The sequence below is a fragment of the Shewanella sp. 0m-6 genome (genome assembly GCF_052977325.1).
In genome coordinates this window covers 55,850-81,791 of the sequence record NZ_JBRIMD010000013.1, presented here as the reverse complement: position 1 = coordinate 81,791, position 25,942 = coordinate 55,850, and the positions used below count along the sequence as shown (strand labels likewise).

The following is a 25,942-nucleotide window of genomic DNA, read 5'->3' as shown; positions in this document are numbered from 1 at the left end:
AGGGCTAAACGTATCATCGGCTTTAATACCTAAACTTTGAGAACCTTAAATGCCAGCGACAACTAAACGTGTATTCTTAGGCTTTAGCCTCAATGCCGCGCAAACTGAGCAGATAACGGCGGTCCAAGCTCAACTTGTCGATACGGTGAGATTAGTTCCGAGTGCTAACCTGCATATGACGCTCGCCTTTTTAGGCGCTGCCACCCCAAGTCAACTGCAAGCACTTATCGATAGTGTCGATAAAATGAGTAAACCTACGTTTAGCGTCACGCTCGATACCCTGAGCCATTGGAGTAAGCCCAAAATTATCTGCCTCAAAGGGGATGCGAGCGACAACGGCTTGCGCCAATTCGCCCAAGATGCGCAGCTCATTGCAGCAAAGCTTGGCTTACATTGTAGTGAGCACAGTTATAACCCCCACATTACTCTTGCGCGCAAGGCTAAAGGTGAAGCAAGAACAGTCGTTTATCACCCCATCTGCTTACAACCGTTACAATTGCATTTGTTTGAATCCTACCCCGGCACCAATGGGGTCGAATATCCAACACTCCAGCACTGGGATTTAGCTTAAGCCTTTGTCATCGATTCAATCTGAGCTACCCTATGCAGTATTAAGTTCTTGCTAATGAGATAACGATGGAAAACACCGAAATAACCAAAGCGCAACTGCTTGCTCTACTCACTTCTTGGAAGCTAGGTGAGATCGATGCCGAAGCACTACAAAACTGGATGGTAACTCACTACGATCCACCAGAAGTGAAAATTGGTACAGGTGAAGCCGAGTGGACTCAAGAAGCGATGAATATCGTGATGAATGAGTATGAAATTGCCAAAATCGCCAAGTTTAGATTAGACAATGCTCAATACGCTATCGACTTTGTTAATTGCAGTGAGAGCAACTTTAATCAAACTAAGCATCTATTTATTCATGATGGATTTATCGATTAAGCGTCTTAGCCAGATTAACAAATCTGACAAAAAGCAGACAAAAAAATGCCACCTGGTTTAGGTGGCTAATCGAAGAAGCTTTAGTGTCTAACCATTGATAATCATCAAATGAAGCTAAACAAGCTAAGATAAATAGTGAGCAGTTAGAGCCCTAAAATTCGTTACCAACTCAATTCATTCATAAAAAATTGTGGGCCACTCTGCCTGCAGACAAACGATAACTTGTCGTCGCTTGCTGATTGTTTGCTGTCTCTATTGGTACCATAGACTCCCTTAATGACCCACTTACAAACTTTGAAATAATCTGAAAAGTGTTGAATTCATTCCAACCCTATCGCTTTTCAGGCTCAAAATGAGCAAGCACCAAGTTATATAACGATTCAGAGTCGAGCACGACGGCCTGCCCGCCGCTTTTATAAATCGCATCCACAACCCCCGCCGACTCGACATAGGTGTATAGATAAAATGGAGTCTTATTACCACTCGCCCTAATCGATTGTAATAACTTGAGCCCAGCTAATGAGTCTCCGTGGCGGCCCATGTCAGAGATCACCGCTTGATAGCTATACATAGATAACAGCATTAAGGCTTCTTCCGAAGTCACAGTGTTATAAACACCGATCCCCTTTTGCTCAAAAAAAGCTTTTTCTAGCAAATTATTTTCGGGATGGTCATCAACCCACAGCACTCGCCCTATCGAACCATGTTGTTCACTGTAAACCAGTTGCTTTACGGGTTCATTATGCTCAAGGGTTACACTGTTACCATGCTCGTGACTTGGACGACTAACATGCCAAAACTGCAATATCAGACCGAGTAGCAACAAAAATGCAATGACAAGCTTAGCAACGTTCTCCCACCAAACTGGCAGCCAGTTCAAACCGGCCTTACGCTGCGGATGTGAAGCTGCAGGCTGCGGCTTATCTTCTGCACGTTCAACCGTTCCCTTTTGCTCTGCTTTATTAGCGCGCTGCTTGTGCAACAATGCTTGTTGCTGGCTTTGCTGTGCTAACTCTGCCTGCTTTAACTCAACCTGCTCTAGCTCAGCCTGTTCTAGCTCAGCCTGAGCCATGAGCTGCTTGCCCAGCACCTGCTCTAAGCGATAACCGCGACCATGAACCGTATGAATGAGTGGGCCTTGGTAGCCAGCTTGGCTAAAGAGTTTTCGAGTATCGGACACAAGCTTAGATAAAGACATATCTGAGACGACCGTGTCTGGCCAGATAAGGCTTAAACAGTCTTGTTTACTGCAATGTTCAGGGTAGGCCTGCGCCAAGGTAAGCAACAGAGTGATATTTCGTTCATCGATAGCCACACCATTGCCATCGATATACAGTTCTAATGCTTCACTGTCTATGGAGAACTCACTAAAACTCAGCATCATTGGGAGAAGAGCCTATGTTTTGTTGAAATGGTAGTTAAGCAACAATACTGCAACATAACACAAGATTTGGCAAAGACTGATTGCTAGGCCTTTGGTATTAGTGGTTGATTATTAACCGCTAACCACCCACTGTCACCACAAAAAGAAAGCCCCGCTATTGCGAGGCCTTGAATGGTAAGTCGTTGTAATCTTAAAAATCGTTAAATCTTAATCAATCATCTTAATGGCACATTTAAACCACTCATTTTAGCAATGATCACAGCCTTACAAATTAGTCTTCAAGTAAACCCGCGATAGTCAACACCCCATGGGTCGTCGCGCCCGGAGACCAAAGGTGATCACCCGCATCAGAAAACGCCGAGGCTAAATCAATGTGCAACCAATTAGCTTGTGGCGAAACAAAGCGCCATAGGAACCCCGCTGCATTTGATGCACCGCCTGCTCCGCCGCCTTTCATTGGGCGACTGTTTGCCGTGTCTGCGTATGGGCTAGGGCAATTGTCTTTATGCCAAGGATCCAGTGGCAATGGCCAAACACGCTCACCCACAGCCAGTGCCTTTTGCTGTGCAAGCGCCAGCACTTCAGCCTTTGGCGAGAAAATCGCATTATAGTTAGTGCCAACCGCCATCACAGCAGCGCCTGTCAGTGTCGCAGCATCAATAATCAGTGGCGCACCGGTTTCTGATGCAGCTTGTAAACCATCAGCTAACACTAGACGACCTTCAGCATCGGTATTCACCACTTCAACTGTTACGCCATTTTTGTATTTTAAAATGTCACCTAGCTTATAAGCATGGCCACTAATCAAGTTTTCCGCGCAGCATAAAAACAGCTTAACGCGCTTATTAAGGCCAGATTTCATCGCAAGACCTAAGGCTGCGGTCACCGTTGCCGCGCCGCCCATGTCACATTTCATACCCAGCATGCCTTCTGAGCCTTTAATGCTATAACCGCCTGAGTCAAAGGTGATGCCTTTACCCACTAGTGCAACAGAGACTGGCGCGTCATCAGTTAATGGGTTGAAGTCTAACTCTAGTAATGCTGGGGGGCGATCACTGCCGCGACCTACAGCATGAATACCAATCCACTTTTTCTCTAATAGCTCTTCGCCTTCAATAATGCGATAGCTCACCTTGTCGCCACCGATAGCACTGAGCCACTTTGCCGCCTGCGTTGCCAGAACAACGGGAGAGAGATTTTCAGGTGTTTCGTTGATCAACTGACGCGCAAAAGTGGCGCTTTCTAGGCGACTAGTCAGCAATGCCTGAGTGGCATCATCGCCAGTCCAGTGAATAACAGGTGTTGTCATTGCGGTAGCAAAGCCTTGGGCAAATGCCCACTGCAGATCTAACGTCCATAGAGCGCCTGTCAGTGCCACTTGAGTGACCCCTTGCAGTTCGAGTTTGCGTGCGGCTTGCTGAACATGAAGCAGGGCGTCGCCCTCAATCAAATGAATACAGGCAACGTCGCCTTGAAAGGTAACATCTGCTCTGCCCCAATGGGCTGCAGCAGCTTCGTGAGTTAGGGTGACTTTCATTAAATCTATCATTCTAGGTCCTTTATATGAATCTATGTTGCCAAGACTGTAGCTATGTAGCCTGAGTTTTCGACAACCAGCCTATTTTTAGTGCAAGCAGTCTACTGGATCCTTATCTATTTCTAAAGGCAGCGCTTCAAACTGCGCAGCTATAGTAGTGGAACTATTTAAAGACAGGTTAAAGCCCTTAATACAAAATGACTGCTGTAGAACCACAGCTACAAAACCACTGATACAAAGCCTTCGCCATCCACCGCCAACTTTAACCAAAACTCTGTTAACCTATCGCAAAATCATTCATATAAAGAAGCCTTATGCAATTTATCCCTAGCTTCGAAAGTGGCGTACTCATCCAACGTTACAAACGCTTTCTAACCGACATTACCCTTGATAATGGTGAAGAGGTGACAATTCACTGCCCCAACACTGGCTCGATGAGAAACTGTTTATTTGTAGGTGAAAAGGTGTGGTTCTCCGTGTCTGACAATCCTAAGCGAAAATATAGCCGTACTTGGGAGCTAGCCGAAACACCTGAAGGCCATATGATTGGCATTAACACTGGCCGCGCTAATGCTCTCGCAGAAGAAGCGATTAACAACGGCGTTATCAGCGAACTGCAAGGTTATGGCTCACTACGCCGAGAAGTAAAATATGGTAGCGAGAATAGTCGTATCGATATTCTGCTCGAAGATGCTGATAAAGCTAACTGCTATATAGAAGTCAAAAGTTGTACTTTATTAGAAGAGGGGCAAGGTTACTTTCCAGATGCTGTCACTACACGTGGGCAAAAACACTTGCGAGAACTGATGGAAATGGTCCAGCAAGGTCAACGAGCCGTATTACTATTTGTTGTTCAGCATTCGGGTATAAATAGTGTGCAAGCTGCGGCGCATATTGACCCAGATTATGCCGCACTACTTAGCGAGGCTCATTTAAAAGGTGTAGAGATAATCGCCTATAAAGCCGACTCATCGCCTATAGAGACACGTTTGGTTAAATCCTGTCCAGTTAGGCTTTAATTCAAAATATAGGGTTGAAATTGTCCGTAATAGCGGACATAGTCAAAGAATAGACCCCGATTAACACAAATTATTTGCCTAGTATAAAGCTTTCTGGTATAGATAGCGGCCGTTATTAAATGACGCCCTACAACGCAAATGATTAACAGGAGATGCGTTATGCCTCAAGGCACTAGAAAACTTGGCGTGCTCGCTATCGCAGGTGTAGATCCTTACCAGGAAAAACCAGGTGAGGAGTACATGAACGAGGCTCAATTGGGTCACTTTAAGAAGATTCTTGAAGCATGGCGTAACCAATTGCGTGAAGAAGTCGATCGCACTCTTAATCACATGCAAGACGAAGCTGCGAATTTCCCAGACCCTGTCGACCGTGCAGCTCAGGAAGAAGAGTTCAGCTTAGAATTACGTGCTCGAGATAGAGAGCGTAAGCTTATTAAGAAGATCGAAAAGACAATGCAAAAGATTGAAGAAGATGATTTTGGCTTCTGTGAATCTTGCGGTATCGAAATCGGTATTCGTCGATTAGAAGCTCGTCCAACAGCCGATCAGTGTATCGACTGTAAAACGCTTGCTGAAATCAAAGAAAAGCAAATGGCAGGTTAATTTCTGTCTGAAGTGCGGAGCTTAGGCTCCGCTCTTTCGTTTTATTATCAGCACATGATTAATACGACTCCCTATATAGGCCGTTTTGCGCCGTCCCCATCTGGTCCTCTTCATTTTGGTTCATTAATCGCTGCCCTCGGCAGTTTTTTGCGTGCCCGCTCGCAAGGCGGAAAATGGCTGGTTCGTATCGAAGATATCGACCCACCACGTGAAATCTTAGGCGCAAGCAGTGCTATTTTGAAAACCCTTGAAGCCTATGGCTTAGAGTGGGATGACAGCGTGCTCTATCAGAGTCAACGCCTTGATGCATACCAAGCTAAAATTGAGCAGTTACTTGCTGATAATCAAGCTTATTATTGTCAATGCACACGCAAACAGATCCAAAGCATGGGCGGTAGTTACGACAGCCGATGTGGCACGTTATTACAGCCTCTGACACAAGGCGCGATTCGAGTACGTAATCCGTACGCAATCGAGCATTTTGTCGACCAGCATATGGGGCGAGTGTCAGTTGATAAAGGCTTTGCTAGTGAAGACTTTATTATCAAGCGTAGCGATGGATTATATGCTTATCAGCTCGCAGTCGTGCTCGATGATATTCATCAGCAAATTACTGAGGTGGTAAGAGGATGTGATCTGCTGGAGCCGACTTGTCGTCAAGAAAGCTTATATCAGATCCTAAAAGCACCGGTGCCCAAATGGCTACACTTGCCGTTAGCCTGTGCAGAAAAAGGCAGAAAACTGTCTAAGCAAAATCATGCTGCTGCGATCGATAATTTACACCCGCAAGCCAGTATTAACGCGGCCTTAGCTTTTCTAGGCCAACGTCCGGTGACTATGGAGTCTCACGTAAGTAAGATGATTGAACAGGCCGTGAGTCAGTTTGATTTGGCCAAGGTGCCAAAACAATCGGAAATACTGCTTGATACGTGAGATCAATCGTATACTCATTAAGCTTTAATTGAGTTATCATAGCGCACTTGTTTTTACCCAAATTAAGATCCAAATCAGAGGTGTCCCATTTTTCGCCGTATTAGCCAATTCTGTAAACAGCTATTTGAAGATAGTCCAAAAGCTGAAGAACACACACAGACAGGTCTTAGTTTAGAGGTCGTGTCTAGAAATGCGCACGCTATTTCTCGCAAACAGATCAGTGACAATGCGATCAAAGTACTCTATAGACTGCACAAGTCAGGCTTTAAAGCTTACTTGGTAGGCGGTGGTGTACGCGATATTTTATTGGGCTTGCAACCAAAAGACTTCGACGTTGTTACCAATGCCACCCCTGAAGAAATTAAACGCTTATTCCGTAACTGCCGACTAGTTGGCCGTCGCTTCCGTCTCGCGCATATCGTTTTTGGACGCGATGTCATTGAAGTTGCGACCTTACGTGGCCATCACGTTGATAGCGGTGAAAAAATCTCAAAGACTAATGAGTCGGGTCGTCTATTACGCGACAATGTCTATGGCAGTATTGATGAAGATGCCGAGCGTCGTGATTTTACCGTCAACGCCCTGTATTACGATATCAGCGATTTCTCTATTCACAGCTACGGCGGTGGATTACAAGATTTAGAGTCTCGTACTATTCGCTTAATTGGCGATCCTGAGACGCGCTATCGTGAAGACCCTGTGCGTATGCTACGTGCAGTGCGTTTCGCCACTAAACTGGATATGACTATTGAAGCGAAAGCCGCAGAACCGATTAAAGGTTTAGCGGGTTTGCTTAAAGATATTCCAGCTGCCCGCATGTATGAAGAAGTACTGAAGATGTTTTTCGCCGGAAAAGCGCTGCAAAACTTTAATATGATGCGTGAATTTGGCCTTTTCGAACCGTTATTCCCATTAGTAGAAACACTGCTAAAAGAATATCCAAACGGTGAAACCGCTAAGTTAATGCAAGAGATGATGCAAAGTACTGATGAGCGGGTCGCCCAGGATAAACCGGTTACCCCAGCATTTTTCTATGCAGCACTGCTTTGGTATCCATTGAGCCAGCGTGCCGATGATATTGCAGTAGAAAGTGGCCTATCAACCTATGATGCATACACTGCAGCTATGGGTGATATTATGGAGCAGCAATGCCGCTCGATTAGTATTCCGCGCCGCTTTAGCACTGTAACCAAAGACATTTGGCAGTTACAACTTAGATTCGAGCGTAACAAGGGCACCAAAGCTTATCGATTTATGGAGCACCCTAAGTTTAGGGCCGCTTACGATCTACTCTTGCTACGTGGCAATGCTGAAGGCGGCCTTACCGCTAAAAATGCTGCTTGGTGGAAGAGCTTTGTCGAAGGCAATGAAGATCAGCGCAATGTGATTGCTCGCTCAGCCAATAAAGGCGGCCGTAACCGTAATTCTAATCAACGCCGACGCCGCAAGCCTGGTACAAAACCGGCGCCAAATTCTGCAGAATAATGGCTCAAGTATATATTGCATTAGGCGCAAACTTAGCCGATCCGATTAGCCAGCTCAATAGTGCTTGTGAAGCATTATTGAGTTTGGCAAGTCCGGGCTCTCTTGTCATTTCTCCCTACTATCGCTCAGCCCCTATGGGAGATGTCGAGCAGCCTGATTACGTTAATGCTGTTGCTGGATTTCACACCCGCTTGCCTCCTATTGAACTCCTCGATGCATTGCAACATATTGAAAACCAGCAAGGCCGTTTACGCGCACTTCGCTGGGGACCAAGAACACTCGACCTCGACTTGTTACTCTATGACGATCAACACATCGATATTCCTCGCCTAGTGGTGCCCCACTATGGCATGCGTGAACGCAGCTTTGTACTGGTACCTCTGAGCGATATCGCCCCAGAGCTCATCTTGCCAGATAATACGCCGCTATCGAGTCTTATCAATAAGTCATTAAAAGCAGAGTTAGTATTGGCACAAGCGTCAACTGTGAAATAACAGACATTCAGTCAATGTTGATTTCTGCTAGTATGGCGAGCATCTGTTTAAATAAATATTCGACACCGAGATCATTGAAGTTGAGCCTTTATTGGCATATAACAACCTCACAAATTGGGTTTTAAAATTACCATTATGTCCAAAATTACAAGTTCTACACTGCGTACCTTTAAGCAAGAAGGTAAGAAATTCACTGCATTAACGGCCTATGATGCCAGCTTTGCTAGCGCGTTCGATAGTGAAGGTATTGACGTGTTATTAGTCGGTGATTCAATGGGAATGGTACTACAAGGACATAGCGACACCCTGCCAGTAACGGTTGACGATATTGCCTACCATACTCGTTGTGTACGTCGTGGTATTGAGCGTTCACTGCTGATCGCTGATATGCCATTTATGAGCTATGCCACGCCTGAACAAACCATGATTAATGCCACAACGCTGATGCAAGCTGGCGCTAGCATGGTTAAGGTTGAGGGCGGTAAGTGGCTGCTAGAAAGTGTCGCGATGCTGACTGAGCGCGGCATTCCAGTCTGTGCTCATTTAGGACTAACGCCGCAATCAGTTCATGTTTTTGGTGGCTTCAAAGTACAGGGTCGTGACGCCGATAATGCCCAGCGTATTCTTGATGAGGCTAAAGCCTTAGAATCCGCAGGCGCACAGTTGTTGGTTGTAGAATGTATTCCAGCACCGTTAGCAAAAGCGATTACTCAAGCACTTACTATTCCGGTGATTGGTATTGGTGCAGGTAAAGACACCGATGGCCAGATCTTAGTTATGCACGATGTACTTGGGATCTCTAGCGGCTATATTCCCCGTTTTTCTAAAAACTACCTCAAGCAGACCGGTGAGATCCGCGCAGCTGTTCGTGCTTATATTGACGAAGTGGCTCAAGGCGCTTTTCCTGGCGAAGAGCATACCTTTAACTAATTATCTGCTCCTAGTCCATCCACTGGGAGCGCATTTTCAAATTGAGTGTTAGAGCAGTAAAACCATGATCACGACTCAATCTATTTCAGATATCCGTGCGCAAATCAAAGCATGGCGTCAAAAAGGTGAAACCGTTGCATTTGTCCCCACTATGGGTAACTTGCACTTAGGCCATATCACCTTAGTCAAAGAAGCTAAAACCCGTGCCGACCATGTCGTTGCCTCTATCTTTGTCAATCCGATGCAATTTGGTCAAAACGAAGATTTAGATGCCTACCCAAGAACCTTGGCCAACGACCAAGCCGCATTGACGGCAGCGGGAGCCGAACTGCTGTTCACCCCAACGCCAGCCATCATCTATCCAAAAGGAGTGGATGCACAAACCTATGTTGAAGTACCGAGTATTTCAGAGCAGCTTTGTGGCGCTAGCCGCCCTGGTCACTTTAGAGGTGTGGCAACTATCGTCTGCAAGCTATTTAACATAGTACAGCCCGATATTGCGGTATTCGGACAAAAAGACTTTCAGCAGTTATTAGTGATCCGCACTATGGTTGAAGACCTCTCTATGCCGATTGAGGTTGTCGGCGTTGATACCATACGTGAAGCTTCTGGCCTTGCCATGAGCTCGCGCAACGGTTACCTAAGCGAGGAGCAAAAAGCTCAGGCATCACAGATTAAGCGCAGCTTAGACAAGATGGCCACGGCGCTCACTGCTGGCTTAGCAATTAAAGATGTTATAGCACAGGCGCAAGCCGAGTTAACCGAGGTAGGCTTTAAAAACGATTACCTTGATGTACGAAATGCCAATACTTTTGCTAGCGCGACTGCGGATGATAGCGAATTGGTCATTCTGGTTGCTGCCTATATGGGCTCGACACGATTGATTGACAATCTCGTCGTCAATTTGGCGAACTAACATTTATCTATCTGTGCTTGCAGTACTTGCGTTCAGTGCTTAAGTTCCAGTACTTGCGTTTAAGTGCTAGATTTAAGTGCTAATTTAAGTATCGGCCCATAAGCATTTTGATGCTGTGCAATTTAACGGTTCACAACTTAGTTTTGAGCCGTTTTTTATTGCACAAACATCAGCAGAGCTTGCCAAAAATGGCCATTCTCCACAGTTACAGCACCAATCACTAGATTAAAGAACCATCAAGCAATAGCTCCAAAAATCATCAAGTTAATAACTCATCCCTGCCTGCTATATAGGAGTTATCGATACTTTTAAAGTGCAATTTTTTAGTGTCAAAAAACTGGTGTTTTCAGTCAACTTAAGCCATAGTACGCACGTTGTTAATTTTTAAGTACTATTGTTAATCAAAAACAACCTGCACGCTAAATCAACATAGATTTACTGATATCGACTAAGTACTGTTATCGACGGTCAATAAGGATAGTTAGCCGGATGGCGAGAGTAATTTTCACTTTAATTTGCCTGATTCTTACTGCTTCTGCACAGGCCAATAGTATTTTTAAGTGCATAAAAAACGACAAAATCGTTTTTAGTCAGCAGTCGTGTCCAAAAGAATTCCGTCAGCATAAAATCGAGTATCAGCTAGGGATCACCACTGAAACCGATTCAGATAAACGCACCAAAGTGCAAGATCCGCTACAAGCCTTACTTAACAAAAAAACCATCTCTAAAAAACGCTTACTTCAACTACTTGATAGCGAAGTGTATCGCCTACGCCAAGAAAACAGCTATTACGAAATACTCAGAGCCAGCGAATTGCAAAAACTTGAACGTGACCGTTATTGGCAGAAGAAACCACTTAATGATCCTGAATATGTAGCATCACTCAAAGAGATGAATCTACACTTCGACCAACTCGTGCAAGTTAACGCTGATGCCATTACCCTGCTTAGTGATAGAAAATCATTGATAGAACAAGAAACCACTGCAGCAAACTAAGCAGTGATTGCTATCATCTCTTACCTACATATTTAAACAACATCTTTTAATGGCCGCCCGAGTCGACGACAAGGAGACTTTTCAAATGGATATCCAATCCCTTAATTGGCCTATTTTGTTAAAACAAAAGCAGCAAGACGAGCTTTTCTACCTTGACTCTATAGATGACTATGCAGAGCAGACAAGCATGCTCGCTGAGCTTCACAACGCCATCTTTATCGATAGTGATGGCAAAAGCTATCAGCTAGATAAGAGTCATCACACGCCATGTTTGCATTTGTGTTCACCTCAAATCGATTTTGAGACCCTGCTCCAATGGACACGTCTGCATGCTAGCCAAGCAGGACACTGCTGCACCAGTAAACTCAGTGCTAAGGATATAAGGTCATTGTTTGAGATTATCGCGTTTATCGAGCATCAATAAGCCAATACAAAGATCAATACTAATACCAACAGAAACAAAAACGCCAACAGCAAAACTGTTGGCGTTTTTTCAATCAGCATCTCAATTGCTATTATACCAATTGAGATGCTGTAAGCGCTCAGCGCTGATCAACTTCTAAGGCCAATGCCGCGAGAGATCAAGTAGTAAGCCACACTCCACAAACCAACACAGAACCCCACCATCACAGCTACAGATAAGGGGATGCTCATATCTGCGTATCCCAAGAAGCCATAGCGAAATACGTTGATCATGTACACAACAGGATTAAGTGCCGACACGCCTTGCCAGAAATCTGGTAGCAGTGACAACGAGTAAAACACGCCGCCTAAGTAGGTCAAAGGCGTTAAAACGAAGGTGGGTACAATACTGATATCATCGTAACTCTTCGCAAAGACCGCATTGATTAAGCCGCCCAAGGAAAACAGTATCGACGTCAGCAACACAGTCACGACCACTAAACCTGCATGATGAATGGTGATATCCACAAAGAACATCGCCACCATGGTGACAATAGCGCCCACGCATAAGCCACGGGCAACACCGCCGCCGACATAACCGGCGATAATCACATAATGAGGCACTGGCGCAACAATTAACTCTTCCAGGTTTCGCTGAAACTTAGCGCTGAAAAATGATGAGGCCACATTAGAATATGAACTGGTGATCACCGCCATCATGATAAGGCCTGGCGCGATAAACTCCATATAGGACACCCCGCCCATATCACCGATCCGCTTACCGACAAGATTACCGAAAATTAAGAAATACAGCGTCATAGAAATAGCTGGCGGTACTAGCGTTTGTACCCAAATACGGGTGAAGCGGTTAATCTCTTTGGTTAAAATACTTTTAAAAGCCGTGAAATACAGCGCATTCATATTCATTTCACATCTCCGCTATTTTTACCCTTTTCAACTAACTCAACAAACAGCTCTTCTAGACGGTTCGCCTTGTTACGCATCGATAATACCTGAATACCTAACTCGCTGAGTTGCACAAATACGCTATTTAAGCCCTGCTCTTTAGCCACATCAACTTCCAATGTATGGCTATCGCTAAGACGGCATTCGACGCCGACAAGCTGAGGCTCTATGCTCAAATCGTCTCTTAAATCGAGAATGAAGGTTTCCATATTTAGGCGACTAAGCAGCGACTTCATGCTAGTGCATTCCACCAGCACACCTTTGTCGATAATGCCGATATTACGACATAGCATTTCTGCTTCTTCTAAATAATGCGTAGTAAGAATGATCGTCACGCCCTGGGCGTTGAGCTCAGTTAGGAAGGTCCACATTGAGCGGCGTAACTCAATATCCACCCCTGCGGTTGGCTCATCGAGGATAAGCAGCTTAGGCTCATGCATCAATGCGCGAGCTATCATTAAGCGTCGCTTCATACCGCCTGAAAGCTCACGGGCAGCGCTATTGCGCTTTTCCCACAAATCGAGCTGACTTAGATATTTTTCGGCTCTAGCCAGTGCTACATCGCGTTTTACGCCGTAATAGCCAGCCTGGTTAACCACGATTTGCAGTACTGTCTCAAATTGATTGAAATTGAACTCTTGCGGCACTAATCCAATACACAGCTTAGCCAGTTCTAACTCTTTATCGATGTCGTGCTCGAACACAGAGACTTTACCCGCGCTCTTTTGTACCAGTGAGCTAATCACGCCTATCGTGGTCGATTTTCCTGCGCCATTGGGTCCTAAAAGTGCAAAAAAATCACCTTTATTTACCGTTAAGCTGATCCCTTTAACCGCTTCTACTCCGCCTTTGTAGGTTTTTTTAAGAGAGTCGATAACGAGGGCGGCTTCTGAATTTGCCATGGTTATTTCAATCCATTTGAAAGATATATAAAAACTCCCGCGATTGCGGGAGTCGATAAGGTAATTACGTCTCAAAATGAGCACTCAAATCAGTATGCAATCACAGCCTAATTCCAATGCCTATTTTGTTACGTAATTGATACCTAGTTAGTCCTCTAACGGGACAACTTTAGCGATGTAAGGCAGGTTACGGTACTGCTCTGCATAGTCGATACCATAACCAACGATAAACTCGTCAGGGATAGTAAATCCAATGAAATCAACTGGTACATCTACTTCGCGGCGTTCAGGCTTATCAAGCAACGTACAAAGGGCTAGGCTCTTTGGCTCACGTAGCATCAGCATTTCGCGCACCTTGTTCAAGGTATTGCCTGAATCAATGAGATCTTCAACGATCAGTACATCACGCCCCTGAATTTCAGACTGTACGTCTTTAAGGATTTTTACGTCGCGGCTGCTACTCATCTCATTACCGTAGCTTGATACCGACATAAAATCGATTTCAACATGACCTTTAATACGTCTGCAAAGATCTGCCATAAAAACAACAGAACCTTTCAACAAACCTACCATCAATAGACGGTCGCTATCAGCATAATGAGCATTGATCTGCTCAGCCAAAATATCCAATTTTTGATTGATCTCTTCAGCAGTGATCATCACTTCAGTGGTGTGTTTCATAAAACTCTCAGTAGTCGATGTCGCTAACGTTATGTTTGTCATAACCCCAACGATTCGTTAGTGCATGGTTAACGCCCAAATGGTCAAGAATTCGGGCGACCATGAAGTCTACCAGATCTTCAACCGATTTGGGATTATGATAAAAGCCTGGCGCCGCGGGCATAATGGTCACACCGAGCTTTGAAAGTGACAACATATGTTCTAAGTGTATGGCACTAAACGGAGTTTCTCGCGGAACAACGATTAATTGACCACGCTCTTTAATTACTACATCGGCAGCTCTTTCAAGCAAATTATTACTCATACCTGTGGCAACGGCCGCTAACGTACCTGTGCTACAAGGGCAGATAACCATCTGCTTAGGTGCGGCAGAACCCGATGCAGGCGGCGAAAACCACTCCTCTTTGCCAAGTACAATCAGCTCACCGCCGACGTCACCAAACTGCGCCAGTAGCTGCATCTTGGCTTTATCGCCATTAGCGCTCAGCTGCAAGCCTTGCTCTGTAGCCAATACTACCCTAGCGGCAGAAGAGATCATCAAGAACACCTGATAATCACTTTTCAATAAGATCTCGAGCAGTCTCAGTCCGTAAGGTGCACCAGATGCACCGGTCCACGCCAGGCTGATCGACTTTTCTGCTTTACGGTATGTTGAAGTCATGACTCATTATTTACCTGTTTGCTGCGAAGCTTAGTAAGCAGCTTTTGATGTAAGCCACCGAAACCACCATTACTCATTACAATAATAGTATCAGTGCTAGTCGCTTGTGCTGCGACCTTATCAACAATCTCATCAATATCGAATAAGATCTCGACCGGAATTGAAGCAGAGCGCATTGCAGAACTCACATCCCAGTCGATATTGCCAGCTTGATACAGATAAGCATTACTCGCTAACGCTAATGAGTTAGCCAAGGTATCTTTATGTACGCCGCTTTTCATGGTGTTCGAGCGCGGCTCTAAAATTACTGTGACTTTAGCGTCGCCTACACGCGCACGCATGCCATTAAGTGAAGTCGTAATCGCTGTTGGGTGATGGGCAAAGTCATCATAGACTTCAATCCCATTAACCGTATCAAGCAGCTCCATACGACGCTTAGGCGGTGCAAACTGAGTTAATGCAGCAATGGCAGCCTCAGGTTTAACGCCCACATGTCTTGCTGCTGCCATCGCCATAACGGCATTCTCAATATTGTGCTGGCCGATTAATTGCCAATCGAGCACACCTTGTGATTCACCATCGAAGAAGACTTCAAACTTATGACCATCTTCGGTCAAATTTACCGCATACCAACCCTGTGAGCTTTGTGCAAGATGATAAGTCTCTTGCTCGCTCCAGCAGCCCATATCTATCACTTGTTGCACGCTCGCCGCATCGGCAGGCCATATAACTTTGCCTTCGCCCGGCACGGTGCGTATTACGTGATTAAACTGACGCTGGATCGCTTTTAAATCATCAAAAATATCAGCGTGATCAAACTCTAAGTTGTTAATCACTAAGGTGCGAGGCTGATAATGTACAAACTTAGAACGCTTATCGAAAAACGCGCTGTCGTATTCATCAGCTTCTACCACAAAGAAAGGTGAACCACCAAGACGGGCTGACACCCCAAAGTTTTGCGGTACGCCGCCAATCAAGAACCCAGGCTCATAGCCACAATCTTCCAAAATCCATGCGAGCATGCTTGAGGTTGAGGTTTTACCGTGAGTGCCTGATACCGCTAGCACCCAGCGCTGAGGCAAAATATGCTCAGCTAAAAACTGTGGACCTGAGGTGTACTTAAGGCCACGATTTAATACCGCTTCAACACAAGGGTTACCTCGGCTCATCGCATTACCAATCACCACCAAATCAGGCGCGTCATCTTCACTGCTACCGAGCTGAGATGGATCGAAGCCTTGGATAAGCTCAATGCCTTGCTCTTCAAGTTGCGTGCTCATTGGCGGATAAACATTGGCATCACTGCCGGTGACTTTGTGCCCTTCTGCTCTAGCCAATAACGCTAGACCGCCCATGAAAGTGCCACAAATCCCTAAAATATGTACGTGCATACCAGTCACTCTGATGAATGAAAAATCTGCCTCATTCTACCCAATTGCGTGCCAGTTTGGCAGTTAACTCGCGTTTAAATCTGTTGAGTCACACTCGGCCTTAGCGCGGCATAGCTCATTTAAACTATTTACACCAGATTAGTGCCGTGATTTCTCGCCACTATTTCTCGCCACAGGGGGCATGTGTAACTTCACAGTTTTTGCCAAAACTTCGACAAATGATTGCGCCCTATCACCTTGCTGTCATCGCGCTATTTAAGCATTCGGTAACATACGGTATAACTCCATCTTAACAGCGAGCTTCAATGGCACGCTTTATCATTATCGCTCAGTCAATACGCCTGTTTGCGCAAAAATCCTAAAGGAACCCCGCTATGTTTTTCATACATATGCTCTTGTTGTTAACTGTAATTTTTGTGGGGATCCGCCACGGTGGTGTGGCCTTTGGTTTACTCGGTGGTTTAGGTGTTTCGGTATTAGCGTTTGCATTTGGCATTGCGCCAGGCTCGCCCCCTATCAATGTAATGTTGATTATTCTCGCTGTCGTTGCCGCATCAGCGACACTTGAGGCCACAGGAGGCCTCAAACTATTGGTTCGCTACGCCGAAAAGCTACTGCGCAAACACCCAAACCAAATCGTCTTTCTTGGCCCTCTTTGCACTTATTCATTGACTGTATTGGTGGGTACGGGTCACTCGGTTTACCCGCTATTGCCGGTTATCTATGATATCGCCTATAAAAAAGGCATTCGCCCAGAGCGCCCGCTAGCAATAGCCACTGTAGCCTCGCAGATGGGGATCACTGCTAGCCCAATTGCAGCAGCGGCAGCGGTCGTTATTGCCACCTCGATGGAAAACAATCTCGATATCAGCTTGGTTGACGTACTCGTCGTCACGATTCCGTCGACCTTAATAGGTGTGTTAGTCGCATCAGCCTGGAGCCTTAAGCGCGGTAAAGATCTGGATAAAGACCCAGAGTTTCAAGCGCGCCTTCAAGATGAAGAATTTAGAAATAGCCTAGTTGATAGCGAAGTTGAAACTGACGATGTAGCTAAATCAGACAGCACCGCGAAGAAAGGGTTAAGTATTTTTCTACTGGGTATATTGTCGGTTATTGCCCTAGCCATATTCAGCGAACAACTGCTGCCTGAAGGGGTCAAGATGTCGGTAGCAATTCAGTTTATGATGCTATCGGTTGGTGCGGTGATATTACTGGCGACTAAAATTGATCCGAAGAAAATCGTACACAGCAATGTGTTTATCGCGGGTATGACAGCGGTGATCATTATCTTCGGTATTGCTTGGCTAAGTGACACCATTATTGGTCATCACAAAGCGTATTTGATTGAATCAGTTAGCGATATTGTTCATGCCCATCCCTGGTCATTTGCCATAGCAATGTTTACCGCTTCGGTATTTCTTAAAAGCCAAGCAGCAACGCTGACCATCATGCTACCGCTTGGATTCTCATTAGGTATTCCCGCACCTGTTCTTATCGGTGTCCTGCCAGCTTGTTACGCATACTTTTTCTTCCCGTTCTACCCAAGTGACTTAGCCGCCATCAGCTTTGATAGAACTGGCAGCACCCATATTGGTAAGTACATAGTGAATCACAGCTTTATCATGCCAGGCTTTATCGGTGTGGTAACGGCAACGGTTATAGGCTACTTTATCTCTATGATGGTCAATTAGTTTTAAACTAAAATAAAGCTGATTTAGCAAACATATCGTTAAGTTCTAAGGCGTCATATTTTGTATATACGACGCCTTTTTATTATCTCGATTTCATGCAGAGAGCACTATTTCATGCAGATAACCCTATGAGCCGCCAATTTTCAGCCGATGACAGCCTTTTACTTGCCGATATTATTCAACTAAGGCGCGATGTAAGAGGTAATCGCTTTCTAGCTACCGATATTGATAATGACACCATGGATAAGCTACTCAACGCCGCCTTAAATGCCCCGTCAGTAGGCTACTCTCAACCTTGGCAATTTGTAGTCATCCGCTCTGATAACGTTAAACAACAAGTACATCAATCATTTGTTAAAGAAAATGCCGCTGGCGCTAAGCAGTTTAGCTCTACTAAACAGCAGCAATATCAGAACTTAAAGCTTGAGGGGATCATGGAAGCCCCGGTCAATTTAGCCGTTTTTTATCAACCAGTTTCAAAGCCCGTGCTGGGACAGACCAGCATGCCTGATATGGGGCGATTTAGCGTAGTTTGTGCGATTCAAAACCTCTGGTTAATGGCTCGCTCACTCAATATTGGTGTAGGTTGGGTCAGCATCGTCGATCCAGAAGCCATTAAAACAATACTCAATGCCCCCAGCAATAGTGAGCTTATTGGCTATCTATGTATTGGCTATGTTGAAGATTTTCTCTCTGAACCTGAGTTAAAAACTGCTGGTTGGGAAAAACAAAAAAACAAGAGCCAGGTGATATTTACCGAGAGCTTTAACTAATACCAAGCGGCATAAAACTATCGAGATAAACTAAAGAACCGCTCTGCTAGAAAAACCACATTAAAAAAAACTAATTAAAAAATAATTAAAAAAATAGTTAAAAAAATAAAACCCTTTTTAAAAATGACTACGTTTATACATAACAAGATAAACAAACCTTGATAAATCTCATCCGTTTTTACTTTTGGAGTCATTATGAAATCATCAATTATCGCAGCACTCATCTCAGGCCTTATTGCTTCAACTAGCATGATAAGTACCGCTCATGCAGCCGACGGCCTAGATTTTCCTAGCCTCAACACTGTAGGCACAAGCCAGCTCACCGTAAAAGCGGATATGGCAGAAGTTAATGTTGAAGTGGTGATTAAGGCAAAGACCGCACTGGAAGCCAAAACAGAATCAGATAAAGCCGTGGCTCGCTTTTTACAACGCCTAGAAAAAGCTGGCGTTAATAAAGAGCGAGTGCAAAGCGCCAATATCAGCCTACAACCGCAATACCGCTATGAGAAAGATAAGCCTAATCAGCTTACCGGTTATAGCGCTAGCCGCCGCATCAAGGTCACAGTGATGGATTTAGCTAAGCTTAATAGCATCCTTGATTCAGCCCTTGAGCAAGGGATAAACCGCATCAATAACATCGCGCTAAAGTCGAGTAAAGAAACGCAATATGTTGAACAAGCAAGAATGGCCGCGATAAAAGATGCCCAACAGAAAGCGAAGATGCTGGCTGAAGGGTTTGGGGAAAAACTCGATGGTGTTTGGCAGATTAGTTACTTTGAGCAGCGCCCTATTCAACCGGTAATGTTACGTATGAACTCTGAAGCAGCAAGCTTCGATGCAGCTCAAACTTACCAGCAAGGGCAGGTCGTGATCCAAGATAGAGTCGAAGTGACCTATCGCTTAAAATAGCCTTATTAGGTTAAATGAAGTAGAAAAAAGGCTTACCCAGTTTCAATTTCAACAAGGTAAGCCTTTAATGTTATTGAAACTATACCCAAACGACTTGAACATGCTCATTTCAGAGGCCTTGCGCGAGTTCAATTCTAGGCGTATTAGCGTAGGAATGGTAACTCCCTTTTAAGCTAGTGCAACAACGAAGTGGGCTTGCGCAAAGCCTTCTTCGATGGGGTTTAATGCACTTTCTGCTGCGTTATTGATCTTGCTAAGGGAACAACCATTAACTGCAATCAACGCCTTGCTTAAAGCGCATTAAATTCCCACTGAACCCTGCATCTTCAGGTGGCTTGGGTATATATACTACAGAATAAAGCGTACGCCTATTGCAACACCATCATCTTCAGGTTTACCCATCAGCTTTTCTTGCTCTTTATTAGTACTGTCAAAGTTACTCAAATCTTTACGGCCTTCAAGATAGAAAATAACACTGTTTTGCCAAATATAGTGCCCGCCGGCAACGAGTGATTCACGCTCAAAAATATCACCGTTATAAGCGTCTTCATATTCGTCACCCGCCTTTAAGATGTTGTACGAGATAAATACCTTAAAGTCATCTTCAAATAGGTAGGAGAAAAGTGACTCTAGACCCGTTGCATCCGGGATAATCCGCCCAATATTATCGGTATCATGGTATTGCTGTTGATTGGCATTTAATGCCGCATAAAACCCGTCGTCGTCCCATGCTCCCCAGGTAACACCGCCACCATAAATATAATCAGTTTCGGTTAGTCGCGAACCATTAGACGATCTCGCTTTAAACTCACCAAAGTTGGCACCAGCAGTGAAGGTCAGCCTATCGGTTGCATCAAGAGTCAGGCCTGCACCGTAGGTATAGTTATACTCAACATGAGTGACTGTTGCAGGAGTCGTTACCATTGCCGCTACTTGGTCTACCGGTTCGATAACATCGAAGGAGTCATCTTTTAACTGTGCCTGCAACGCAAAACTAAACATACCAAAGCTGTTACGGTACTGCAGTGCTTTATCGGCACGGCCCGTACCATTAAAGGAGCCATCTCCTTGATAAGTGTATGTACCAGATGCATTACCATCCCATACAAAGCCATAGTTAGTATTATAAACAACGTCATACCATGCCCCCCACTGCTTACCAATAGCGAGGGAGCCAAGCTTGTCATGACTAACACCGACATAGCCTAAGCGATTGCTAAGAAAGTTATCAGTGGTGGTTTCAAAGAAACTTTCACTGCTATATGACAGGTTCGTATCACCAAAAGGGTTTACCCCCCACTCGAGCTTAGCGTAAGCCTTCCAGTCATCAGACATCTCACGTGTAAAACCAATATTGACTCTAGAGCTACCGTTTACTACTTGAGTCTGTCCTTGGGTATCGATAATACGTGCATCAAGGTAGCCGCCAATTCCTATGGAGTTTTTATCATCTTTATAAATTTCAACAGCGAAAGCCGATGGCGTTAAAGCCAATGTGGCAAGGGGTAATATTGCTAGCGCTTTTTTCATGGGATCTCCAACCTTGGTTATCTATTCATCAATCCGTTTAGCGAACATCCTAACTGAAATAGTCTCGCGCTCTAGCACGAATAAAATTCAGCTCTCGCTAAATAAAAAACATAGCAAACAAATGACTTAATACAAGTTTTGGCAGACTTAATCACTTGAAAACAGTGAAATAGGCTTATACTCATTCAGTCACGGGGAAACATGTGGAATATGATAGGGGAATAGTGGTTTCGAACTTAAGCGTAACTCTGGATAAAGTACACCGCATTCTTGCCTGAAAATTTGGCCTTATAGAGTCCCTTGTCCGCCTGATTAACTAGCTCTGTTAAACACCTTTGCTGCCCAGTTAACGCCGTAACACCAATACTCACGGTCAACTCAATAGTCACATCGTCAAATGTATACGCTTGAGCGGCAATCCCCTCACGCAAACGGTCGGAGATCTGCATCGCCTCCTCTTGACTTGTCTCTGGCAAGACAATTAAAAACTCTTCACCACCAATTCGGCCAATTAAGTCTCTCTCTCTTAGCCAACGAGCACCACGTTTCGCCACCGCTTGAATGGCGAGATCACCAACATAATGGCCGTATTGATCATTAATGGATTTGAAGTTGTCGATATCGAAAATGATCACCGCTAAACGTCGCTGCTTCTTAAGCGCTTTATCGACCATACGCTGCCCAAGGCTAAAGGTATGCGCGCGATTAGCAATCCCCGTTAGAAAATCGGTTTGTGCACTAAGCTTAAAGGCTTTGCGTGATTGCCACAAAAACAAGATTGCGATCAGAAGGACTGTGGCCACTAAGAAGAAGATGCTTAACCTTAAGTCATAGATGCGCTCTTTATCGACCACCGCCGCTAAACTCAGCTCATTAATCGCTAGCTTGTTCGCTAGCAGTAGATTCTCGAATTCAGCGACTTTAGAGTTATGATCTAAGGCTAAATCAATCACTTCATTATCAATAATCTGATTATTAGTTTGCCGCTCTTGATCGATCACTTCTAGCAAGATGTTTACCGCAGTTAAGTAATGCTGCTCATCCAAGGCAATAATCGCATTAGCCTTTAGCGTCAAACTGGTCATATTTTTAGGGAAACTACGGTCTTGTTTAAAAATACGCGCCATCGCCGCTGCTCTTTCAACATCTCCGGTTCGCAAATAGGCTTCGGCTAAAAACAGGTAACCACTACTAATAAAGTACTGTTCTTGAGTGGTTTGTTGCAAAGATAACGCTTTTTCTAAGTGCTCAATCGCTGTGACATACTGGTGTGTTGCCAGTGCAACTCGACCTGCATTAAGCTGGGCAAAAAAACCAAAGTCGATAAACTCTGGCGCCGACTCCGTTAATTTAAATTGCTGCTCAATATTATGCTTTGCCTTGTCCCAGTCACCGAGCTTAACCGCTTCACTAATCATATTGTGCTGCATGTTAAACATATCTTGAATATCGTCTATCTCACTCCATGTTTGATAGGCTTTTTCAAAGTTGCTATAGCCACGTTTATGTAAACCGACCGTACGGTAAAGCGACCCTGTTGCGTTATAAATCATCGCCTTACGGTTATAATTAGTATTGGCTTCAGTTTCAATAAGCAGCATAGCTTCATCAAGCAAGGCAATGCCTTGATGAACATTGGTAACCTTGTTATAGCAAAAAGCATTTTGGGTCAGTGTTTTGGCTAGGAGCTCTTTATCGCTTTGTTGTCGGGCCAATACCAAGGCTTTTTTTCTGTCGACGCAATAAACCAGGGGATCGTTGCTCTTTAAGTAGAGAGCAAAAGAGCGCTCTAGGTAACTGTCGATCAAAACGTTAGATGCACCAAGCGGCTTTGCGATGGCTATAGCTTGATCGTAGCGGGCAATCGCTTGATCAAGTTGACGGTTTTTTTCATATTGCTGAGCATACAAAAAATGCAGTTGGGCTTGGTCTTGAATACTGGCGTGAGTAAAATTTAAATCGAAACTATCAAGAAGGGTCAGTCCATCGGCCGTAGAAGCGTCAGCAAGCTGTTGCTCTAAAGATTGTAATGATTGTGATACTTGCGCGCATATACCCGCTACAGAGGCCAAATAAGCCACTGTAAAAAGTATCATTGTCTTTAGCCATTTTGTTGCAACAAGCACTGCCAACCCTGGTTCTTTTACAAAAATCCTCAGCCAGCTTAACACAAACACCTATCCTGTATATAGGCTTGATTTAATAAGGACTTATCATTAGAAGCCCCCCTTTACATAGCCCATATTTTTTATGCTAAAACAGCAGAAAATCGCTTCATATTAATATCAATAAGCAGTGAAGATAACGGTAAATATCAATATTAAACACACAAAAGGCTAGCGACCTGCGCTAGCCTTTTGTACTGAATCGACACCAGCAAGAACATGACGGATTAACGCTTCACTACAGCTTGTTCTGTACATTAACTCGCTTTATCTAGTGCCTGCGCCACGTCGCTAATGATGTCATCAATATGTTCGATGCCCACTGAAATACGCACTAAATCCTCTGACACCCCAGCTTTGGCTAATTCTGTTGCATCCAATTGCCTATGAGTGGTTGAAGCAGGATGACAGGCTAAAGACTTCGCATCGCCAATATTAACCAATCGCAAAATCATCTGCAGTGCATCAATAAAGCGCCCCCCAGCCACTTTGCCATCATCGGCCTTTATTCCAAAACTGATGATCCCTGATGCCTTACCACCGGTAATTTTATGGCAGTTATCCTGAAACGGGCTATTTTCAAGCGCAGCATAGTTCACCCAGCTCACCTTGGGGTGCGACGCTAAATACTGAGCTAAGGCCAAAGCGTTGTCACAATGACGCTCCATTCTTAACGCCAAGGTTTCTAGCCCTTGTAACAGCAAGAAAGCGCTCTGAGGCGCTAATGCGGCGCCAGTATTACGCAGCGGCACAACGCGGCAACGGCCAATAAAGGCTGCCGGACCGAATGCCTGGGTATAAACCACACCATGGTAAGACGGGTCGGGCTCATTGAGTAGCGCAAAACGCTTAGGCTGCGCTGTCCAGTCAAACTTGCCACTATCGATAATTGCGCCGCCAATAGTGGTGCCATGGCCGCCGATGTATTTAGTCAAAGAATGGATAACGATATCTGCACCATGTTCAAATGGTTTACACAGCACGGGCGTGGCAACCGTGTTATCTACAATCAAGGGCACACCGTGCTTGTGAGCAATGGCAGCTAAACGCTGTAGGTCAACAATATTGCCCGCAGGATTGCCAATCGATTCGCAAAATAGCGCCTTGGTTTTATCATCAATCAATGCATCAAGCTGCTCGAAATCATCAAAGCCTGCCATACGTACTTCAACACCTTGACGCGGCAAAGTATGAGCAAACAAGTTGTAGGTGCCGCCATAAAGCTGGCTGGTGCTAACGATGTTGTCGCCCACTTCGGTGAGCGCTTGAATCGCATAGGTAATGGCCGCCATACCCGATGCAAGTGCGAGGGCACCGATGCCGCCTTCTATCGCCGCAAGGCGCTGTTCAAGCACATCTGTCGTTGGGTTCATGATGCGAGTGTAGATGTTGCCAGGCACTTTTAAGTCAAAGAGGTCTGCACCATGCTGGGTATCATCAAAGGTATAAGAGGTCGTTTGATAAATTGGAACCGCTGCAGCCTTGGTGGTCGCTTCCGATTTATATCCGTGGTGCAGAGCTAAAGATTCGAGTTTCATCGCGTCATGTCCTATTCCATTTGATTGAAATACGAACATAACAGTTAGCCATCTAGAAGTCTAAATAATTCTAAAGCCCGAACTTTAAAGCTAAAGTTTGAAAGCTAGAGTTTTAAAGCTAGAGTTTTAAAGCTTGGGCTTAAACTCAAAGTCGCCTGCATTGTAAACGCGACTCGATGGCCCAAGCTGCCCCAATGGTGCAGAGCTAATACAGCAATCTTAAATCTTATCGAGTATTTCCGGCTCAAACTGCTCAGGCGTAATGGTTAACCCTAACGCTGCTATCTTTTCATTTAGCTGCGCCTGATCTTGCTCTACTTTGGATATCGTCAGTGTGTTGTCATCGAGGGTGTAAACCTGCTTTAAGCTAGCAAAGTAAAAACTCAAGATGATAAACGCATTGGTGTCATCATTGTCTGCTGCTGCTTTTATCTTGGCTAATTTTCGATAAATTTGGTTATGTAACTGCTTTAAACGCCAAACGTAATACACTTCTTTGAAAAACGGCTTTTGCTTTTGACTATTGAGCACCGCACTGCAGGTGGCGAGTGCTAAAAGCACACCAATAAAGTTTAAATGAAAATTCCCGGTTGATTCACCACTCGCTGACACTGGAGCACCAAAAAAGTGGATCAGCAACGCGCCAAAAGCTAGCGCCAATATTGCCAAACTTGCCACGAACCCCATGATCACTAGGTTAGTGCTCTTACGGTAGCTTTGCTTATCCACTTCCATCAATTGCATATGGGTTCTCTTATTTAAAGTCGTTATTTAGCCGATGAATAATGCCATGGCCGCGATGAGTAAAGTATATTGCAAGTAGCGCTTAGCCGCTAAAACTAAATATTAAAATGCTAAATGAAAGCACGCTAGCAATATACCCAGCATCATATGGAGCAGTGTCTAATTGGTAACGAGCCTCGGCTACTTAAGCCACACCTAAATAACCCAACCGAGTTCACAAGTTTCATTAATTACTCGATTAGCGGTAAAAACATCTAGACGTCTAAATTGACAGACGTCTTTCAATCTCATATCCTCTCAACTATTGAGATGTACCATTCTATGATTTAGCTAACACTAATGAC

The 25,942-nt window shown here is 44.7% G+C and carries 25 protein-coding genes; 14 read left to right on the top strand and 11 right to left on the bottom strand.

Features of this window, described 5'->3' with window-relative positions:
• Positions 1 to 49 precede the first annotated feature (49 nt).
• Both thpR and ACVBJC_RS11750 read left to right on the top strand, forming a co-directional pair.
• Complete coding sequence (thpR, locus tag ACVBJC_RS11755) at positions 50 to 571, top strand: RNA 2',3'-cyclic phosphodiesterase (RefSeq protein ID WP_447160948.1); 522 nt, start codon at positions 50 to 52, stop codon at positions 569 to 571.
• Positions 572 to 636: 65 nt separating this feature from the next.
• Positions 637 to 948 carry a hypothetical protein gene (locus ACVBJC_RS11750; protein WP_447160947.1) on the top strand — a complete coding sequence of 104 codons (312 nt, stop codon included), beginning with the start codon at positions 637 to 639 and terminating at the stop codon, positions 946 to 948.
• Between the two features lie 331 nt (positions 949 to 1,279).
• Here ACVBJC_RS11750 and ACVBJC_RS11745 read toward each other — a convergent pair whose 3' ends face one another.
• Together ACVBJC_RS11745 and pepB are read right to left on the bottom strand one after the other, a co-directional pair.
• On the bottom strand, positions 1,280 to 2,332 hold the full coding sequence (locus ACVBJC_RS11745; protein WP_447160946.1) for a winged helix-turn-helix domain-containing protein: 1,053 nt from the start codon (positions 2,330 to 2,332) through the stop codon (positions 1,280 to 1,282).
• Positions 2,333 to 2,603: 271 nt separating this feature from the next.
• Positions 2,604 to 3,881: an aminopeptidase PepB gene (gene pepB, locus ACVBJC_RS11740; protein ID WP_447160945.1), complete on the bottom strand. Its 1,278-nt coding sequence runs from the start codon at positions 3,879 to 3,881 to the stop codon at positions 2,604 to 2,606.
• A gap of 302 nt (positions 3,882 to 4,183) precedes the next feature.
• Between pepB and sfsA the strand changes: the two genes are divergently transcribed.
• The 9 genes from sfsA to ACVBJC_RS11695 all read left to right on the top strand — a co-directional run bounded on the left by sfsA (position 4,184) and on the right by ACVBJC_RS11695 (position 11,669).
• A complete protein-coding gene (gene sfsA / locus ACVBJC_RS11735) occupies positions 4,184 to 4,888 on the top strand; it encodes a DNA/RNA nuclease SfsA (protein ID WP_447160944.1) in 705 nt (234 codons plus the stop codon).
• Between the two features lie 159 nt (positions 4,889 to 5,047).
• Positions 5,048 to 5,491, top strand: a complete 444-nt coding sequence (gene dksA, locus ACVBJC_RS11730; protein WP_248998233.1) for an RNA polymerase-binding protein DksA — start codon at positions 5,048 to 5,050, stop codon at positions 5,489 to 5,491.
• A 54-nt stretch (positions 5,492 to 5,545) separates the two neighbouring features.
• Entirely contained in the window at positions 5,546 to 6,424 is an 879-nt protein-coding gene (gene gluQRS / locus ACVBJC_RS11725) for a tRNA glutamyl-Q(34) synthetase GluQRS (RefSeq protein ID WP_447160943.1), read from the top strand.
• 180 nt (positions 6,425 to 6,604) lie between these two features.
• The gene (pcnB, locus tag ACVBJC_RS11720; protein ID WP_447160942.1) at positions 6,605 to 7,909 is read left to right on the top strand and encodes a polynucleotide adenylyltransferase PcnB; all 1,305 of its coding nucleotides are present in this window, start codon (positions 6,605 to 6,607) and stop codon (positions 7,907 to 7,909) included.
• Complete coding sequence (folK, locus tag ACVBJC_RS11715) at positions 7,909 to 8,403, top strand: 2-amino-4-hydroxy-6-hydroxymethyldihydropteridine diphosphokinase (protein WP_447160941.1); 495 nt, start codon at positions 7,909 to 7,911, stop codon at positions 8,401 to 8,403. Before pcnB ends, folK begins: the two co-directional genes overlap by 1 nt.
• A gap of 135 nt (positions 8,404 to 8,538) precedes the next feature.
• Positions 8,539 to 9,333, top strand: coding sequence for a 3-methyl-2-oxobutanoate hydroxymethyltransferase (panB, locus tag ACVBJC_RS11710; RefSeq protein WP_447160940.1), 795 nt, complete (start codon positions 8,539 to 8,541; stop codon positions 9,331 to 9,333).
• Positions 9,334 to 9,397: 64 nt separating this feature from the next.
• Positions 9,398 to 10,249 (top strand): pantoate--beta-alanine ligase, encoded by an 852-nt coding sequence (gene panC, locus ACVBJC_RS11705; protein ID WP_447160939.1) that lies wholly within the window; start codon positions 9,398 to 9,400, stop codon positions 10,247 to 10,249.
• Between the two features lie 489 nt (positions 10,250 to 10,738).
• Positions 10,739 to 11,245 carry a DUF4124 domain-containing protein gene (locus ACVBJC_RS11700; RefSeq protein ID WP_447160938.1) on the top strand — a complete coding sequence of 169 codons (507 nt, stop codon included), beginning with the start codon at positions 10,739 to 10,741 and terminating at the stop codon, positions 11,243 to 11,245.
• Between the two features lie 85 nt (positions 11,246 to 11,330).
• The gene (locus ACVBJC_RS11695; RefSeq protein WP_447160937.1) at positions 11,331 to 11,669 is read left to right on the top strand and encodes a DUF4144 family protein; all 339 of its coding nucleotides are present in this window, start codon (positions 11,331 to 11,333) and stop codon (positions 11,667 to 11,669) included.
• Positions 11,670 to 11,797: 128 nt separating this feature from the next.
• On the opposite strand, the gene ACVBJC_RS11690 is transcribed toward ACVBJC_RS11695, so the two are convergent.
• The 5 genes from ACVBJC_RS11690 to mpl all read right to left on the bottom strand — a co-directional run bounded on the left by ACVBJC_RS11690 (position 11,798) and on the right by mpl (position 16,248).
• Positions 11,798 to 12,568 carry an ABC transporter permease gene (locus ACVBJC_RS11690; protein WP_447160982.1) on the bottom strand — a complete coding sequence of 257 codons (771 nt, stop codon included), beginning with the start codon at positions 12,566 to 12,568 and terminating at the stop codon, positions 11,798 to 11,800.
• Positions 12,569 to 12,570: 2 nt separating this feature from the next.
• Positions 12,571 to 13,515 (bottom strand): ABC transporter ATP-binding protein, encoded by a 945-nt coding sequence (locus tag ACVBJC_RS11685; RefSeq protein WP_447160936.1) that lies wholly within the window; start codon positions 13,513 to 13,515, stop codon positions 12,571 to 12,573.
• A 147-nt stretch (positions 13,516 to 13,662) separates the two neighbouring features.
• The gene (gene hpt / locus ACVBJC_RS11680; protein ID WP_447160935.1) at positions 13,663 to 14,196 is read right to left on the bottom strand and encodes a hypoxanthine phosphoribosyltransferase; all 534 of its coding nucleotides are present in this window, start codon (positions 14,194 to 14,196) and stop codon (positions 13,663 to 13,665) included.
• Between the two features lie 7 nt (positions 14,197 to 14,203).
• Positions 14,204 to 14,857: a flavin prenyltransferase UbiX gene (locus tag ACVBJC_RS11675; RefSeq protein ID WP_447160934.1), complete on the bottom strand. Its 654-nt coding sequence runs from the start codon at positions 14,855 to 14,857 to the stop codon at positions 14,204 to 14,206.
• The gene (gene mpl, locus ACVBJC_RS11670) at positions 14,854 to 16,248 is read right to left on the bottom strand and encodes a UDP-N-acetylmuramate:L-alanyl-gamma-D-glutamyl-meso-diaminopimelate ligase (protein ID WP_447160933.1); all 1,395 of its coding nucleotides are present in this window, start codon (positions 16,246 to 16,248) and stop codon (positions 14,854 to 14,856) included. The genes ACVBJC_RS11675 and mpl overlap by 4 nt, the downstream gene beginning before the upstream one ends.
• A gap of 374 nt (positions 16,249 to 16,622) precedes the next feature.
• Between mpl and ACVBJC_RS11665 the strand changes: the two genes are divergently transcribed.
• From ACVBJC_RS11665 to ACVBJC_RS11655, 3 genes are all read left to right on the top strand, one after another.
• Positions 16,623 to 17,939 (top strand): anaerobic C4-dicarboxylate transporter, encoded by a 1,317-nt coding sequence (locus ACVBJC_RS11665; protein ID WP_447160932.1) that lies wholly within the window; start codon positions 16,623 to 16,625, stop codon positions 17,937 to 17,939.
• A 128-nt stretch (positions 17,940 to 18,067) separates the two neighbouring features.
• Positions 18,068 to 18,712: a 5,6-dimethylbenzimidazole synthase gene (gene bluB, locus ACVBJC_RS11660; protein WP_447160931.1), complete on the top strand. Its 645-nt coding sequence runs from the start codon at positions 18,068 to 18,070 to the stop codon at positions 18,710 to 18,712.
• A 195-nt stretch (positions 18,713 to 18,907) separates the two neighbouring features.
• Positions 18,908 to 19,621 carry an oxidative stress defense protein gene (locus ACVBJC_RS11655; protein WP_447160930.1) on the top strand — a complete coding sequence of 238 codons (714 nt, stop codon included), beginning with the start codon at positions 18,908 to 18,910 and terminating at the stop codon, positions 19,619 to 19,621.
• Between the two features lie 348 nt (positions 19,622 to 19,969).
• Here the strand turns inward: ACVBJC_RS11655 and ACVBJC_RS11650 are convergent, their stop codons facing one another.
• The 4 genes from ACVBJC_RS11650 to ACVBJC_RS11635 all read right to left on the bottom strand — a co-directional run bounded on the left by ACVBJC_RS11650 (position 19,970) and on the right by ACVBJC_RS11635 (position 25,598).
• The gene (locus ACVBJC_RS11650) at positions 19,970 to 21,151 is read right to left on the bottom strand and encodes a porin (RefSeq protein ID WP_447160929.1); all 1,182 of its coding nucleotides are present in this window, start codon (positions 21,149 to 21,151) and stop codon (positions 19,970 to 19,972) included.
• A 236-nt stretch (positions 21,152 to 21,387) separates the two neighbouring features.
• The gene (locus ACVBJC_RS11645; protein WP_447160928.1) at positions 21,388 to 23,247 is read right to left on the bottom strand and encodes a diguanylate cyclase; all 1,860 of its coding nucleotides are present in this window, start codon (positions 23,245 to 23,247) and stop codon (positions 21,388 to 21,390) included.
• Positions 23,248 to 23,573: 326 nt separating this feature from the next.
• Positions 23,574 to 24,854: an O-acetylhomoserine aminocarboxypropyltransferase/cysteine synthase family protein gene (locus ACVBJC_RS11640; protein WP_447160927.1), complete on the bottom strand. Its 1,281-nt coding sequence runs from the start codon at positions 24,852 to 24,854 to the stop codon at positions 23,574 to 23,576.
• A 219-nt stretch (positions 24,855 to 25,073) separates the two neighbouring features.
• A complete protein-coding gene (locus tag ACVBJC_RS11635) occupies positions 25,074 to 25,598 on the bottom strand; it encodes a DUF3087 domain-containing protein (RefSeq protein ID WP_447160926.1) in 525 nt (174 codons plus the stop codon).
• Positions 25,599 to 25,942: the final 344 nt, after the last annotated feature.